The sequence below is a fragment of the Streptomyces sp. NPDC091209 genome (assembly GCF_044757755.1).
In the GTDB taxonomy this organism is placed as follows: domain Bacteria; phylum Actinomycetota; class Actinomycetes; order Streptomycetales; family Streptomycetaceae; genus Streptomyces.
In genome coordinates this window covers 447012-461569 of the sequence record NZ_JBIVVR010000007.1, presented here as the reverse complement: position 1 = coordinate 461569, position 14558 = coordinate 447012, and the positions used below count along the sequence as shown (strand labels likewise).

General features: G+C 71.9%; 12 protein-coding genes and 1 pseudogene. 5 read left to right on the top strand and 8 right to left on the bottom strand.

From position 1 onward, the window contains the following. Window positions 1-18: 18 nt before the first annotated feature. Window positions 19-755: pseudogene (locus ACIQRL_RS23000) on the top strand (SDR family oxidoreductase). Here the strand turns inward: ACIQRL_RS23000 and ACIQRL_RS22995 are convergent. Together ACIQRL_RS22995 and ACIQRL_RS22990 are read right to left on the bottom strand one after the other, a co-directional pair. Further along, window positions 743-1990, bottom strand: a complete 1248-nt coding sequence (locus ACIQRL_RS22995) for an RNA-guided endonuclease InsQ/TnpB family protein (RefSeq protein ID WP_401334283.1) — start codon at window positions 1988-1990, stop codon at window positions 743-745. The pseudogene ACIQRL_RS23000 and the gene ACIQRL_RS22995 overlap by 13 nt on opposite strands. A 340-nt stretch (window positions 1991-2330) precedes the next feature. After that, window positions 2331-3563, bottom strand: a complete 1233-nt coding sequence (locus ACIQRL_RS22990; protein ID WP_401334281.1) for an ROK family transcriptional regulator — start codon at window positions 3561-3563, stop codon at window positions 2331-2333. 131 nt (window positions 3564-3694) lie between these two features. Here ACIQRL_RS22990 and ACIQRL_RS22985 point away from each other — a divergent pair, with 131 nt between their 5' ends. Next, entirely contained in the window at window positions 3695-4906 is a 1212-nt protein-coding gene (locus ACIQRL_RS22985; RefSeq protein WP_401334278.1) for an MFS transporter, read from the top strand. On the opposite strand, the gene ACIQRL_RS22980 is transcribed toward ACIQRL_RS22985, so the two are convergent. After that, the gene (locus ACIQRL_RS22980) at window positions 4866-5324 is read right to left on the bottom strand and encodes an acyl-CoA thioesterase (protein WP_401334275.1); all 459 of its coding nucleotides are present in this window, start codon (window positions 5322-5324) and stop codon (window positions 4866-4868) included. The two genes, ACIQRL_RS22985 and ACIQRL_RS22980, sit on opposite strands and share 41 nt — an antisense overlap. A gap of 100 nt (window positions 5325-5424) precedes the next feature. Beyond that, complete coding sequence (locus ACIQRL_RS22975; RefSeq protein ID WP_401334272.1) at window positions 5425-6762, bottom strand: alginate lyase family protein; 1338 nt, start codon at window positions 6760-6762, stop codon at window positions 5425-5427. 121 nt (window positions 6763-6883) lie between these two features. On the opposite strand from ACIQRL_RS22975, the gene ACIQRL_RS22970 reads away from it, so the two are divergent. Next, window positions 6884-8275: a uracil-xanthine permease family protein gene (locus ACIQRL_RS22970; RefSeq protein ID WP_401334270.1), complete on the top strand. Its 1392-nt coding sequence runs from the start codon at window positions 6884-6886 to the stop codon at window positions 8273-8275. Here ACIQRL_RS22970 and ACIQRL_RS22965 read toward each other — a convergent pair. After that, window positions 8257-9369, bottom strand: coding sequence for a glycoside hydrolase family 6 protein (locus ACIQRL_RS22965; protein ID WP_401334491.1), 1113 nt, complete (start codon window positions 9367-9369; stop codon window positions 8257-8259). The two genes, ACIQRL_RS22970 and ACIQRL_RS22965, sit on opposite strands and share 19 nt — an antisense overlap. 173 nt (window positions 9370-9542) lie before the next feature. Here ACIQRL_RS22965 and ACIQRL_RS22960 point away from each other — a divergent pair, with 173 nt between their 5' ends. Together ACIQRL_RS22960 and ACIQRL_RS22955 are read left to right on the top strand one after the other, a co-directional pair. Then, window positions 9543-10217 (top strand): DUF5995 family protein, encoded by a 675-nt coding sequence (locus ACIQRL_RS22960; RefSeq protein WP_401334267.1) that lies wholly within the window; start codon window positions 9543-9545, stop codon window positions 10215-10217. Window positions 10218-10309: 92 nt separating this feature from the next. Continuing rightward, window positions 10310-11239, top strand: a complete 930-nt coding sequence (locus ACIQRL_RS22955) for an LLM class F420-dependent oxidoreductase (protein WP_401334264.1) — start codon at window positions 10310-10312, stop codon at window positions 11237-11239. Between the two features lie 29 nt (window positions 11240-11268). Here the strand turns inward: ACIQRL_RS22955 and ACIQRL_RS22950 are convergent, their stop codons facing one another. The 3 genes from ACIQRL_RS22950 to ACIQRL_RS22940 all read right to left on the bottom strand — a co-directional run bounded on the left by ACIQRL_RS22950 (window position 11269) and on the right by ACIQRL_RS22940 (window position 14554). Continuing rightward, complete coding sequence (locus ACIQRL_RS22950) at window positions 11269-12963, bottom strand: flavin monoamine oxidase family protein (protein ID WP_401334261.1); 1695 nt, start codon at window positions 12961-12963, stop codon at window positions 11269-11271. 61 nt (window positions 12964-13024) lie between these two features. Beyond that, entirely contained in the window at window positions 13025-13846 is an 822-nt protein-coding gene (locus tag ACIQRL_RS22945) for a carbon-nitrogen hydrolase family protein (RefSeq protein WP_401334258.1), read from the bottom strand. A 327-nt stretch (window positions 13847-14173) separates the two neighbouring features. Beyond that, window positions 14174-14554, bottom strand: coding sequence for a DUF742 domain-containing protein (locus tag ACIQRL_RS22940; protein ID WP_401334256.1), 381 nt, complete (start codon window positions 14552-14554; stop codon window positions 14174-14176). Between the last annotated feature and the right edge of the window lie 4 nt (window positions 14555-14558).

Below are 14558 nucleotides of genomic sequence, written 5' to 3'. Positions count from 1 at the left end.
CGAAAGGGCTGAACGAACATGACCACGATCCTGGTGACCGGCGGCACCGGAACCCTCGGCCGGCTCGTCACCGAGCGGCTGCGGGCGGACGGCCACGAGGTGCGGGTGCTCAGCCGGCACGCGCAGCCGTACGCCGTCGATCTGCGCGAGGGCGGGAGCGGTCTGGAGGCGGCCGTCAGGGGGTGGACGCGATCGTGCACTGCGCGACCTCTCCCCGCGGAGGTGACGAGGAGGCGGCGGCGCAGCTGATCGAGGCCGCGCGCCGGGCGGCCGTCCCGCATCTGGTCTACATCTCGATCGTCGGCGTCGACAGGGTCCCGTTCGGCTACTACAAGACCAAGTGGGCCGTGGAGAAGCTGATCGAGGAGTCCGGGCTCGGCTGGACGATCCTGCGCACCACCCAGTTCCACAATCTCGTCGCCCAGGTCCTCGGCGGACTCGCCAGGCTGCCCGTGCTGCTCCTGCCCGCCGGGGTCTCGGACCAGCCGATCGAGGTCGCCGAGGTCGCCGAACGGCTGGCCGGGCTGGCGGCCGGGGCACCCGAGGGGCGGGTCGAGGACATGGGCGGGCCCGAGGTGCGCACGTTCCGTTCGCTGGCCAAGGCCCACCTGCGCGCCACCGGGAAGCGCCGCCCGCTGCTGGACGTACCTCTGGCGGGCAAGGCCTACCGGGCGTTCCGGGCCGGACACCACCTCACGCCGGAGCATGCCGTGGGGAAGGGAACGTTCGAGGACTTCGTCAACTACCCGGCGTAGAGCGCCGGGCTTGCGCAACGGGCACCACTGGCGGTGGTGCTGCGTTCGCGTCCGGTCCCGCCCCGCTGACGCGGTGGTGGGACGGGGGCCGTTGACTGGGCCCCGCTTCGCCACAACTCCCACGCCCTGGCGCGGATGTTGCGGGAGCCGTTCCGGTCTGCGTGATCAACGAATCCGCAGGACCGGCACGCGAACCAGGCTTGTGAGACGCGGTTCGCCTTGTCGATGTGGCCGCATTCGGCGCAGGTGCGGGAGGTGTACGCCGGATCGACGTACACCACCGGCACCCCCGCCCTGCGGGCCTTGTACGCGATGAACTGCCCGAGCTGGGCAAAGCTCCAGCTGGAGTGGGTGGCCCGTTGGGGCTTGCGAAGCCGTACCCTCTCGCGGATGCCCGTCAGGTCTTCCAGGGCGATTCCGCGACCGGTGCGTTCCGCCTCGGCCACCACATGTTTCGCGATCTTGTGGTTGATGTCCTTCGCCCGCCGTGACTCCTTGCGCCGCCGCTTCTTCGACCGGCGCTTGGACGACGGGGTGTTCTTGCGTTGCAACTTGGCGCGCAGCGTGCGTTCACGCAGCCGTCCCCGGTTCAGGGCGTGCCCGGCCATGATCTCGCCGTCGGAGGGGGTGGCGATGTTCACGACGCCCAGGTCGACGCCGAGGAAGTCATGCGGATCGGTGTTCGGCAGCGCTTCCGGAACCTCGCAGGTCGCGTTCAGGAACCACATGCCGTCGCGGTACAGCAGATCCGACTCACCCTTGCGGTACAGGGCGAGGGTGGCCAGCCGCTCCGGTGCGGCGGTGAACGCCACATCCTTCATCCGCCCCGACAGCGTCCAGACCGACACCGTGCATTCAGCCATCTGCCAGGACAGCATCCGGTCGTCATAGGGCTGCGCGCCCTGCGGCCGGAACGCGATCGGCTTCTCCGTGGCCTCGCGGTAGCGCTTCGAGCCCGGCCTGCACAGATTCCCGGCCCGCAGGTTCGCCTTGAGGGTGGCGTACGCGTCACAAGTCTTCTTGATCACATGCTGGGCGGCCTGCGCACCCAGGTTCCACCGCTCCTTGACCTGGACATAGGTGTGCTCGCGCAGCGCGAAGTTCCGCTTCACGCCCTTCTCGAACGCCACCCCGCTCACCCAGGTCGCGGCCTCGTTGCACGCACGCAAAGTCGCCTCCAACGCCGCCGCCTGCCCAGGCGTCGGCAGCAGCCTCACCTGCACCGTCAGCTTCACGATCACCCAACGTACACACACGTACGACCACCCACTGCGCGTTCACTTTCAACGGCCCGACCGGGTGAACACGTCTCCGAGCGCACCACCCTCCCCTGCTTGGCCGGAGACGACACCCGGCCACTCCGCGGCCGAACACCCGACAGCGATACCGCGGCGCTCCGCGCCGCGCCCACAAGGATGCGATCCCTCCTGGGGCTGAAGCCCTCGGGTTCCTCGCAAGAACAGGCTGAAGGCACGATCCGCGAACGCACGCTGACCTCGGTGGGCCCCGCGCCCTCGGCGCCGGTCTCCCGCACACCGGCTGCGGCAGGAATCCCCACGCCGCCGGGCCCGGGAGCTACCGCGACGACGGCGGAGCGAACAGTTCGTCCTGGGCGCCGTCGCGTGCGGTCAACAGGGCGCCGCGCAGCACCGCGCCTCCGCCCAGCGTGCTCGCGCGCACCTCGGTCGGGAGCGGCGACATCCGGACGAGCCGCTGTTCGACCCGTGTGGCGAGCGCGGCGCCGCCCGCCCGGCCGACCTCGCCGCCGAGGACCACGCAGCCGGGGTCCAGTACGGCGATGACGGAGGCCGCCCCGATGGCGAGGCGGTCGGCGAGGGCGTCGAGGAAGCCGTCGGCCGCCGGGGAACCGGGGGCCGCGACCGCCTGTCTCACCAGCGCCGCGGCATGCGGTTCGTGGGCGTCCGGTTCCGCGGACACGCCGTGCTCCGCCGCCAGCGCCGCGACCGCCGCCGACCCGGCCAGCGAGTGGAAGCCGCCCTCGCAGTCGGTCGCCGAGGGAAGCGTCGTGGTGCCGGGCACCGGCAGGAAGCCGATCTCCCCGGTGCCTCCCGAGGCGCCGCGGCGCAGGGCGCCGTCGAGGACCACGGCGGCGCCGGTGCCATGACCGAGCCACAGCAGGACGAAGGTGTCGCGGTCGCGGGCGACGCCGTCGCGCTGTTCGGCGAGGGCGGCGAGGTTGGTCTCGTTCTCGATGAGGACGCGGGCCTCGGGGAGCCGTTCCTGGAGGGCCGCGGCCAGCCGCCGGTGCCACGCGGGCAGGCCGGAGGAGTCGCGGAGTTCGCCGGTGTCGGGGTCGATCAGGCCGGGCGCGCCGATGCCGACGGTGTGCAGCCTGCCCCACCCCCGGACGAGTTCGCGCGCAGGCGTCGCGCCGAGGGACCCGGCCTCCTTGGCCACTCGTTCGACCAGTGCGACCGCCTGCTCCACCGCGGGTACGGTCCCGGTGTCCCCGCCGATCGGCACGGACGCCTCGGCCAGGACGTGACCGACCAGGTCGGAGACGACGACGGAGACTCCCTCCGTACGGACGTCCAGCGCGGCCAGGTGGGCGCGGTCCGCGACGATCCCGTAGACCCGGGCGTTCGGGCCGCGGCGCTGCTCCCCCGATTCCCCGACGACCCTGACGAGTCCCGAGGCCGTGAGGCGTTCGACGAGGTCGGCGACGGTCGGCCGGGACAGTCCGGTGAGCTGCTTCAACCGCCCTGCCGTCAAGGGGCCTTCCTGCTGCAACAGCCGCAGGGCGAGCCGGTCGTTGATGGCCCGTGCGGTGCTCGGAGATGCGGGCATGCCGGAAATCCTCCCAGATCGGCGGGGCCGCCCGGCGAGCGGGCGGCGAGCGGTCATCTATCTATCAGGCAGGGTTCCTGATAGTTTACGGCGGCGGAATGGGGAACCATCACCCGGGGAGGGGCTGGAGCATGAGTGAAGTGGTCTACGACCAGCGCGAGGTCAAGCGCGCCCGGTACGCCGTGGCGGCCGTCTTCGCCGTGCACGGAGCCGTCACCGGGTCCTTCGCGACCCGCGTGCCGTGGATCCAGGACCATGCGTCGGTCAGCGCGGGGCAGCTCGGTTTCGCCCTCGCGTTCACCGCGCTGGGCGCCTCCTGCTCCATGCCGCTGGCCGGCCGGATCACCCACCGCTTCGGCAGCCGTACGGCGCTGCGCGGACTCATGGCCCTGTGGACACTGGCGCTGATCCTGCCGTCCCTCGCGCCGAACCTGCTCACCCTGTGCCTCGCGATGTTCGTCTACGGCGCCACGGCGGGGATGGCGGACGTCGCCATGAACGCGCTGGGTGTCGAGGTCGAGAACCGGCTCGACAAGTCGATCATGTCCGGGCTGCACGGCATGTGGAGCGCCGGCGCCCTGACCGGCGCGGCGGCCGGCACGCTCGCCGCGCAGCTCGGCTCGGACGCGCGCCTGCACCACGCCCTGGCCGCGGCGACCCTCACGCTCGTCGGTCTCGCCGCCTGCCGCTGGGTGCTCGATCTGCAGCCCACCGAGGGCGAGGAGCCGCCGCCGCGCTTCGCGCTGCCGCCCCGGTCGGCGCTGCTGATCGGCACGATCGGCTTCTGCGCGGTCTTCGCCGAGGGCGCGAGCCTGGACTGGTCGGCGGTCTATCTGCGCGACCGGCTGGACACCTCGGCCGGTCTCGCCGCGGCCTCGACCACCGGCTTCATGCTGACCATGGCGGTGGCCCGGCTCGTCGGCGACTCGGTGGTGAACCGGTTCGGCGCGGTACGGACCGTGCGGGCGGGCGGTGTGCTGGCCGTGCTCGGCGGTCTGCTGATCGTCGTCGCGGACGATCCGGCGGTGGCGATGGGCGGCTTCGCGCTGCTCGGTCTCGGGATCGCGGTCGTCGTCCCGCTCTGCTTCGCGGCGGCCGGGCGCAGCGGCCCGAACCCCAGTCAGGCCATCGCGGGCGTCGCGACCATCACGTACACCTCGGGTCTGATCGCGCCGAGCCTGATCGGGTCGGTGGCGCAGGCGACGAACCTGATGGTGTCGTTCGGGCTGGTCACGGTCCTGGCGTTCGGGCTCACCGTGCTCGCGGGCGTGCTGCGGGCCGGGGACCGCAGCCGTCCGAAGGTCAGTCCTCCGAGCGCAGCAGTTCCCGACCCACGGCCCTGAACCGGTCGCTCCACGGGGTCGGGCGCAGCGTCCCGGCGTCGAGCCGGACGAGCACCCGGGTTCCGTGCGCGTAGGTGACCGCGCCGTCGAGGGAGCAGAAGCGGAAGCCGTACGTGAGTCCGGTGTTCCCGAGCCGCTCCAGCCAGAGGTGGACGGCGTACGCGCCGGGGCGGTTCACCGGGACCTCGTAGGTGATCCGCAGTTCCTTGACGGCGTTGCACGAATCGCCCGCCGCCTCCCAGTCGCCCTCGAAGCCGAAGCCGCTCTCGTTCCACAGCGCGGCCCAGGCACGCTCGACCATGACCGGGTAGCGGCCGTTGTGCAGCAGTCCGAGCGCGTCGAGGTCGTCGAAGTGGACCATGACGGGCAGGAGCCGTCCGTACGGGAGGGCGGGGGCGACGGGGGCTTCGGCGGTCACGGGCGGGACTCCTGAGACGTACGGCGTGCGGATGGGGCGGCCTGGCTGAAAACGATGCCCCCATCCTAAGCAAACGCTCAGGAGTCCGGTCCTGGCGGGATCAGCCCGCGATCGAGTCGAGCTGCTCGGCGGCCGGCCGCAGTGCCCACAGATCGCCTCCGGGCGGCGCTTCGAGCTTCGACACGGCGGCCCGCGCGGCCGGGTCGCCGGCATCGGCCGCCGCGTGCACCACGTCACTCGCGGCGAAGCGGTGGAACTCGAGCTCGGGATGGTTCCACGGCTCGGCGCCCGTCGCGGCGGGCAGCAGGTAGTCGACCGCCTTGAACAGGCTCTGGCCGTCCGGCCCTCGATACTTCCAGAGGTCCACGCCGACGTGCCGGCCGATGGCCGCGAGCCGGGTGTAGGCGACCAGGTCGAAGGTCGAGTAGTGCCAGCTTCGGGTACGGGCCAGCTCCTGGGGCTGACTTCCGTCGGCGGCGATCTGCGGGTCGACCCGCAGGGCGCCCGCGGCGAGCACGGTCCGCCGGGCGAGGTCCTTGTCGCCGGTCGCGTACGCGAGGGCGGCGAGTTGCAGGTCGTAGAAGGTGCCGTGGTTGTTCCGGGCGGCGCCCTCCTCCTTGCCGAAGGCGCTGTCCGTCAGCCAGTCGCGGAAGCCCGTGTTCCAGTCGAGCATCGCGGAACGGTCGCGCCGGGACCAGCCGGGGGCGCCGGTGTCCGGGACGGCGATCGCGTCGAGGACGCTCGTGTAGGACTGCGAGAAGTCGATGATGCCGATGGCCCGGCCGTCGTACTTGCAGGGGATGAACTGGCCGTGGTCGAGGTTCGGGTTCATCCTCGTGGCCGGGTCCAGGAACCAGATGCGCAGGACCAGGGAGGCCTTCTCGGCGTACTGCTTCCTGCCGGTGTAGTACCAGGCGAGCGCGAGATCGTACGTCGAGTCGAAGACCTTCTCGACGTCCTGGCGGTCGGTGCCGGTGTCCACCTCGGGGTTGCGCTGTCCGTCACGCTGGACGTACGGGCAGCCCCAGGGGTTGTCCGCGGTGGCGGGGCGCGAGGGCCACCAGTACGGAGCCTGGCTCAGGTAGTCGTGAACATCGCCGCCGGGGGCGGGTTTCGGCTTGTCGACGACCGTCCAGGGGCCCTGGTCCAGCCAGTTGTCGGCGCGAGCCGTCAACTCCCGCAGCGAGAAGGCGAGTCGGCGGTCACCGTGGTCCAGGCGGATACGGGTCCGCCGGAGCCGTCCGCCGTCGAGAACCACGGTCCCCGGGATTCCGGGAGCGGCGTGAGCGGACGCCGGGAGGGTGGCGACGGACGGGGTACGAGGGGGCGCGGCGGCGGCCCGCGATGCCGTACCGGCGGACGCCGAGGGGACGACTACGGACGCGAGCGCGACGGTGGCCGCCGCGATCAGCAGGCCCAGTCCGGATCGTGCACTCACAGAACACTCCGATCAGACATATGAACGATGTTCACGAGTGGGGCCGTGCGAGCGTAGAGGCCGCTGCCCGACCACGACAATGGTCCGGACAGATTCACGTACAGAAAAAGGAATCCTCACCATGGACCTCGGGGTGCGCTGGAAACTGCACGGCGACGGGCGGACACCCGCCCCCGGAGCGGTCGTCCGCCCCGACGAACGCCTCTCCTGGCCCCGGACCTTCGGGCTCGGCGCCCAGCACGTGGTGGCCATGTTCGGGGCATCCTTCGTCGCACCCGTCCTGATGGGACTCGACCCCAATCTCGCGATCATGATGTCCGGGGTCGCGACGGTCATCTTCCTGCTCGCCACCCGCGGCCGGGTGCCCAGCTACCTCGGCTGCTCGCTGTCCTTCGTGGGCGTCGCCGCCGTGATCCGCGCGCAGGGCGGGACCAGCGCGACGGTGACCGGCGCGTGCTTCGTCGTCGGCGTCGTGCTGTTCCTTGTGGGGCTCGCCGTCCAGCGGTTCGGGGCGCGGATCATCCATGCCGCGATGCCGCCGATCGTGACCGGCGCGGTCGTCATGCTGATCGGCTTCAACCTGGCGCCGGTGACCGCGTCCACCTACTGGCCGCAGGACCAGTGGACGGCCCTGCTCACCATGCTGGTCACCGGCGCGGCCGTCGTGTGCCTGCGCGGCTTCTGGTCACGCATCGCGATCTTCCTCGGGCTGGTCTTCGGCTACGTCGTCTCCTGGGCCTTCGACCGGATCTTCGGCCGCGTCCACTCGGTGGACGCGAGCGGCAAGGTCACCGACCACTGGCGCCTGAACCTCTCCGACGTGGAGAACGCCGACTGGATCGGGCTGCCGTCCTTCCACGGACCCACGTTCCAGTGGTCGGCGATCCTCGTCGCGCTGCCGGTGGTCATCGCGCTGGTCGCCGAGAACGCCGGGCACGTCAAGGCCGTCGGCGAGATGACCGGCGACCCGCTGGACGACGAGCTCGGCACCGCGATCTCCGCGGACGGCGCCGCCTCCATGCTCTCCACCGCCGTCGGAGGCCCGCCCAACACCACGTACTCCGAGAACATCGGCGTGATGGCCGCGACCCGGGTCTACTCCACGGCCGCCTACTGGGCCGCCGCCGGCTTCGCGCTGCTCTTCGGCCTGTGCCCCAAGTTCGGCGCGGTGGTCGCGGCGATCCCGGGCGGTGTCCTCGGCGGCATCACGGTCATCCTGTACGGCATGATCGGGCTGCTCGGCGCCCAGATCTGGCTCAACGCCGGGGTGGACCTGCGCAATCCGCTGAACCTGGTGCCGGCCGCCGCGGGCATCATCATCGGCATCGGCGGAGTCACCCTGAAGTTCACCGACAACTTCTCGCTGAACGGCATCGCGCTCGGCACCATCGTCGTGATCACCGGCTACCACGCGCTGCGGGCGATGGCCCCGCCCCACCTCAAGCAGGACCCCCTGCTCGACTCGGGAACGTCGTCGTACGACGATCCCGGGGATCAGCGCGCCAGCTCATAGGCGTACTGCGCCGAGAAGGTCCCGGCCGCGCCCCGGCAGCCGTCCGACTCCCCCGGCGGCTTCACCCACAGATAGGCGTCGATCCCGGCCTCCCCGGTGCTCAGGGTCGGCGCCTCCCCGATCCTGCGGCCCGGCGGATCGCACCACGCGCCCCCGGCGGCGGCGCCGTTGCCGTTGCGGCTGGTGTCGATGACGGCGCCGAGACCCGCGGGCCCGCCCAGCGCGGAGAGCACCCGCCGGGCGTAGGCGATCTCGTCGCTCGTCCGGTTGAAGTTGGAGACGTTCGTGAAGATGCCGTCGGAGGAGGCGGGTGAGGCCGCGCCCGCCCGGCGGAGCAGCGCGGCCTGATCGGCGGCCGGGTTCCAGTCGGAGTTGCCCGCGTCGTAGTAGACCCGGGCCCGGGGGTTCGCCGCCTTCAGGACGCGTCCCGCGCGGGCCAGGGAGGCGAAGCGGTCGGCCCGCCCGCCCTCGGTGAGACAGTCGGACTGGGCGATCGCGTCGGGCTCCAGGACGACGACGACCTCGCCGGAGCCGAGCCCCGCCGCGATCCCGTCGATCCAGCCGTCGTACGCGGCGAGGTCGGGCGCCCCGCCCTCCGAGGCGCCGCCGCAGTCGCGCTGCGGGATGGCGTACGGCACGAGGACGGGAACCCGGCCCTGCGCGGCCGCGGCCGACGTCACGGCCCTGACCCGGGCGGTGACGGTGGCCGGCGTGAAGTCCGCGAACCACACGGCGGCCGGGCGGTCGGCGATCCGGGACGCGATGACCGCGCGTCGGGCGTCACCGGGGTGGGCGTCGACCCAGTCACGTACCTGGGAGTCGGGATGGCGGTAGAGGCGGGCGGGGGCGGCCGCGGTCCGTGACGTCCGCGCGCTCGGCGAGGGGTGGGGGGCCGACTTCGGTTTCGGGGAGGCCGGGCCCGAGGGGGACGGCGCGGCCGAGGCGGGCGACGCCGGCCCTCCGGGCGACGGGCCGAGGTCGGGCGAGGGGGTCACCGGCGGTTTCGCGTCCTTCGCCGGGTGCCCGTCGTCGAGTGCGGACACCACCCCTGTCGCGGCGCCGACCGCCACCACGACCGAGGCCACGGCGACCATGACGCCGCGCGCGGCGGACCGGCCCCGCTCGGTGCCGCGCTGGACCGGCCGCTGGGCGCGTAAGCCTGACACGTGCTGTTCCCCCCACTCCCGCCACGGCCGCGTTCCCCCGTTCTGGGGAAGCCTTCGGCCCGGCGGCACGTCGGCCACCCTAGGACTGGGACGCTTCCCCCATGGCGCAGTCGGCACAGTTCACGACTCCCGTTGACACGGTCGTCTCCCGTATGCGCGCCCTGGACGCGAGGCTCCCCGGGCGCGACGGTCTCGCGGTCTTCAACCGCGTCTACCTCACCGTCACCGAGGAGTTCGACCGGCACCTGGACGCCGGGGTCTTCGCGGACCACCGGGCCGCGATGACGCTGGACGTGCGGTTCGCGGAGCGCTATCTGGCGGTGGCCGAGGAGGGCCGGGCGCCCGCCTGCTGGCGGCCGCTGCTGCGCTTCCGCCGCCATCCGGGGGTACGCCCCCTGCAGTTCGCGCTCGCGGGCATCAACGCGCACATCGGACACGATCTGGCGCTCGCCGTGGTGGACACCTGTCGTACGCTCGCCTGCGAACCGGCCGACCTGGAGGACGAGTTCGACCGGGTGGGCGATCTCCTCGTCTCGCTGGAGGAGCACATCCGCGAAGAGCTGATGCCGGGCCCCGACCTGCTCCAGATCGCCGATCCGCTCACCCATCTGCTCGGCTCCTGGAGTCTGGAGCGGGCGCGCGAGGCCACCTGGGCGGCGGCGCGGGCCCTGTGGGCGCTGCGCGGACTCCCGGACCTGGCCGAGGAGTTCGGCGAGCGCCTCGACGCCGCGGTGGGCCTGGCCGGCCGGATGCTGCTCACCCCGCTGCCGGACTGATCCGGCCACGCGGCGCGGGGCTCGCCGGAACCCCGGGCGGATCACTGTACGTTGAACGGCCGGTACACCCTGATGCGAAGGAGTACACAGGTATGACGACGCGACTCGGCCTCACCCTCCCGCAGATGAAGCAGTACGACCTCGGGCGGGACGTGCCCGACGTGGCCCGCGCCGCCGAGGCCATCGGGTACGAGAGCCTGTGGGTCTTCGAGCGGGCCCTGTTCCCCGACCCCCCGACGCAGGGGCTCTACGGCATCGAGGGACTGCCCTGGCCGGAGTCGTACCGCGGTGTCGCCGACCCCCTGGTCACCCTGACCCTCGCGGCCGCGGCAACCGAGCGCGCCGAGCTCGGGACCAGTGTCCTGGTGGCCCCGCTGCACGTGCCGTTCCAGCTCGCCAAGGCCCTCGCCTCGCTCGACGCGGCGAGCGGCGGCCGTGTCGTGGCGGGCCTCGGCACGGGCTGGTCGCTCGACGAGTACGCGGCGGCCTCCCCGTGGCCCTTCGAGGAGCGCGGCCAGGTCCTCGACGAGGTGATCGAGGTGTGCCGCGCGGTCTGGGGTCCCGACCCGGTGGTCCACGACGGCAGGCTCACCAAGATCGCGTCGGCCGCGGTCGGCCCCAAGCCCGCCCGGCCGATCCCGATCCTGCTGGCCGCCAACACCGGGAAGGCGCGGCGCCGGCTCGTCGACCACGCCGACGGGTGGATGCCGATCGGCATGGGCGTCGAACAACTGGCCGCGCAGTGGACCCAGTTGCAGGACCTGGCAGCCGAGCGCGGGCGCACCGAGCCGCTGCGCACGGTGTTGCGGACCAACCCGCAGTACACGGCGAAGGGGTACGAGGGCGCGAACCGCCAGCCCTTCCAGGGCAGCGTCGACCAGATCGTCGAGGACCTGGTCGCCCACGCCGAGCTGGGCCTCGGCGAGATCTTCCTCGACCTGCAGAGTTCGGTGCGGGACGCCCAGGAACTGAAGGACGTGGCCGCCGAGGTGTACGAGGCGGCGCGGGCGGCCGGGGTCTGACCGCCCGCCGCGCGCCCCGCGAGGAAGGATCAGTCCTCGGGCAGTTCCACCGGCGCGATCTCGTCGTAGACGTCGCCGGGCCCGGGGTTGGTCGGGTCGGTCGTCCCGCCGAGCTGGTGCATGACGCCCCAGACCGCGTTCAGCGCGGTCTGGACGGCGCCCTCGGCCCAGCCGGCCGTCCAGGAGATGTCGTCGCCGGCGAGGAAGATGCCCCGCTTGTCCTCGGGCAGCGACTCCTGCATGAAGTGGGTGAACAGGCGGCGCTGGTAGCGGTAGTGACCCGGCAGGTTGGCCTTGAACGCGCCCATGAAGTAGGGCTCGTTCTCCCAGGACACGGTCACCGGGTTGCCGATGATGTGCTTCCTGATGTCGACCTTCGGATAGATCTCGCCGAGCGACTTCAGCATGACCTCCATCCGCTCGCTCGCGGACAGCGGCAGCCACTTCAGGCTGTCGTCGCACCACGTGTAGGAGAGGCAGATGACGGCGGGCTTGTCCGGGCCCTCGTCCAGGAGGTAAGTGCCGCGCGTCATACGGTCGGTGAGCGTCATCGACATGACGTCCCGCCCCGTCTCCTCGTCCTTGTCCAGCCAGAACGGCCGGTCGACGGGCACGAAGAGCTTGCTCGACTCCATGTAGTGCGTGCGCTCGATCGCGGTCCAGTGGTCGATCGGGAAGAGCGAGTCGTCGCAGGCGACCTTGGAGAGCAGCATCCAGGACTGGGCGGTGAAGATCGCCGCCTTGTAGGTGCGGATGTCACCGTTCGCATCCGTCACCGTGATGCCGTTGCCCGCGGTGCGGTTCAGCCGGGTCACGGCCGGGCGCGGGGTTCCGTCGTGCAGCGTCGACAGCGAGGTGCCGTACGCCCAGTGGACGATCTTCTCGGGCTCGCGCTCCCACAGACGCAGCGGGAGCTGCTGGGAGCCGCCGACGATGCCGCGGTGGTGGTCGTCGGCCTCGGTGTAGACGACGCGCAGGATCTCCAGGATGGAGTTCGGGAAGTCGGTGTCCCAGCCGCCGGTGCCGAAGCCGACCTGGCCGAAGATCTCCCGGTGCCGGAAGGACTTGAAGGACTCCGAGTCGCAGAGGAAGCCGTAGAAGGTCTGGTTGTCGAGCTTCTCGACGAGCTTCGACCAGATCTCCCGGATGCGCGGAACGTCGCGCTCCCGCATGGCCTGGTTCATGTCGGAGAAGTCGGCGCCGTCCTCCAGGCAGGCGTTCCAGGCGTTCATGACGTCGCGGTAGACCTGCGGCAGGTCGTCGACGGAGGTCGCGTAGTGCGACTCGCCCTTGAGGTCGACGACCGTCGAAGGCGTGGACTCGGCAAGGGGGTTGGGGAACGGGCGGGTCTGAAGGCCGACCAGGTCGATGTAGTGCTGGAGGGCGGTGGAGGAGGGCGGGAAGCGCATCGCGCCCATCTCGGCGGTCAGCGAGGGGTCGCAGCCCTCGAAGCCGACCGTGCGCAGCCGGCCGCCGATCTCGTCGGCCTCGTACACGACGGGCTTGAGGCCCATCTTCATGAGCTCGTACGCGGCCACGATGCCGGAGAGTCCGCCGCCGATGACCGCGACCTCGGTGCCGTGCTCGGTCGCGGGTATCTGCCCGAGGCCCGCGGGGTGCGCGAGGAAGTCGTCGTAGGCGTAGGGGAAGTCCGGGCCGAACATGGTGATCGGCGGCTGCTGCACGTCGGCGTGCTGGACGGCGGTGGGCACGGTGGACGTCATGGGGTACGGACTCCTTGCGCGAAGACTGGTGAGAGGAAGGCTGGTTGGACCCGGCAGGTGGTCAGACGAGGGACCCGTAGAGGCCGGGGCGGCGGTCCTTCAGATACGGGTTCGTCTCGCGCGAGGCCGCGAGGAGGACGGGATCGGCGTCCGCCAGGACCAGTTCCTCGCCTCGGCCCGCACGGGCCCGGACGATGCCGTCGGGCGAGGCCAGCGAGGACAGTCCGACGAACTCGAACTCCCCTTCAGGACCGGTGCGGTTGACGTAGGCGACGTACATCTGGTTCTCGAAGGCGCGCACCGGGACGACGGATTCGGCGACGAACTGGAACGGGTGCATCTGCGCGGTCGGCACGAGCAGCAGGTCGGTGCCGGCCAGGGCGTGCGCGCGGACGTTCTCCGGGAACTCGACGTCGTAGCAGATCATGAGGCCGACCCGGAGGCCGTTCAGTTCGGCCTGGACGACGGTCTGCTCGCCGGGCGTGAAGTGGTCGCGCTCGAAGCAGCCGAAGAGGTGGGTCTTGCGGTAGTTCGCGAGCCGGGTGCCGTCGGCGGAGATCAGCTGCACGGAGTTGAAGACGTTCGCTCCGCCGTCGGCCGGGGAGCCTTCGCCGTGGCCCGCTTCGCGCTCGGGGTAGCCGTAGGCGACGGCCACGCCGTGCCGGGTGGCGATCTCGGCCACCGCGTCGGCGGAATCGCCGTCGGCGGGCTCCGCGAGGCGCGCGATGTCGTCACCGATGGCGTAGCCGGTCAGGAACATCTCCGGGGTCACGATCAGCCCGGCGCCCGCCGCGGCGGCACGGCCCGCGGCCTCGTCGAGCACCTTGAGGTTCTCGACGATCGAGCCGGGGCGGCCGGAGCTCTGGAGCAGGGCTGTGCGCATGCGGGTTCTCCACCGGTACGAGGGGGGTTCGGGGGGCCAGTTAGACGGTACGGTCGGCCGGCTCGACGGGACAAGAAGGACCCGTTGCGCGCCACCGAACGATTCATTGCGTGCGCCCCGCCCCCGGCGGCGATTCGTTGCGCACCTCGCCGCGGGTCCCCGTCACGGCCCCGCTCCCCTGGAGACGCAGGTCACAGGCGGGTTCCGCGCCCTGGGACGGAGCGGCCGCCCCGCTCCGGCCCGCCGGACGGTCCGGCCCCCGCATCGAGCTCCCGGCGATCCGCCCCCGGGCGGTCCGACCCCGCATCCAGCCCTCCGGGCGGACGCTCACAGCTCGCGCAGCCGCTCCACGATCTCGCGCAGGAGTTCCGGGTCGGCCGCCGGGCCGCCGTGCGGCGGCCGGTACGGCTCGTCGATGCGCAGCAGACCGGCCTCGGCCAGGTCGCCGAGCAGGACGCGTACGACGGTCAGCGGCAGGTCGGCGTCCGCGGCGAGCTCGACGACGGGCCGGGGGCCGCGGCGGGCCAGGTCGAGCAGGGCCGCCGCCGCATGATCGACACCGGGCTGCCCGGCGTGCGTCTCCAGGACCGTGACCTGCGACATCAGATCGATGACGTGCCGGTCAGAGGGCCGGGTCCGGCCCCCGGTGACGGTGTAGGGCCGGACCATCGGCCCGGTCTCGTCCTCGTACCAGTGGTCATCGGTCACGGGC

Bases quoted from the DNA above. Each gene is read 5' to 3' on its own strand.
- ACIQRL_RS22955 (WP_401334264.1), top strand. From the start codon at position 10,310: ATGACGACGCGACTCGGCCTCACCCTCCCGCAGATGAAGCAGTACGAC.
- ACIQRL_RS22970 (WP_401334270.1), top strand. From the start codon at position 6,884: ATGGACCTCGGGGTGCGCTGGAAACTGCACGGCGACGGGCGGACACCC.
- ACIQRL_RS22985 (WP_401334278.1), top strand. From the start codon at position 3,695: ATGAGTGAAGTGGTCTACGACCAGCGCGAGGTCAAGCGCGCCCGGTAC.
- ACIQRL_RS22990 (WP_401334281.1), bottom strand. From the start codon at position 3,563: ATGCCCGCATCTCCGAGCACCGCACGGGCCATCAACGACCGGCTCGCC.
- ACIQRL_RS22945 (WP_401334258.1), bottom strand. From the start codon at position 13,846: ATGCGCACAGCCCTGCTCCAGAGCTCCGGCCGCCCCGGCTCGATCGTC.
- ACIQRL_RS22960 (WP_401334267.1), top strand. From the start codon at position 9,543: ATGGCGCAGTCGGCACAGTTCACGACTCCCGTTGACACGGTCGTCTCC.
- ACIQRL_RS22950 (WP_401334261.1), bottom strand. From the start codon at position 12,963: ATGACGTCCACCGTGCCCACCGCCGTCCAGCACGCCGACGTGCAGCAG.
- ACIQRL_RS22965 (WP_401334491.1), bottom strand. From the start codon at position 9,369: ATGGTCGCCGTGGCCTCGGTCGTGGTGGCGGTCGGCGCCGCGACAGGG.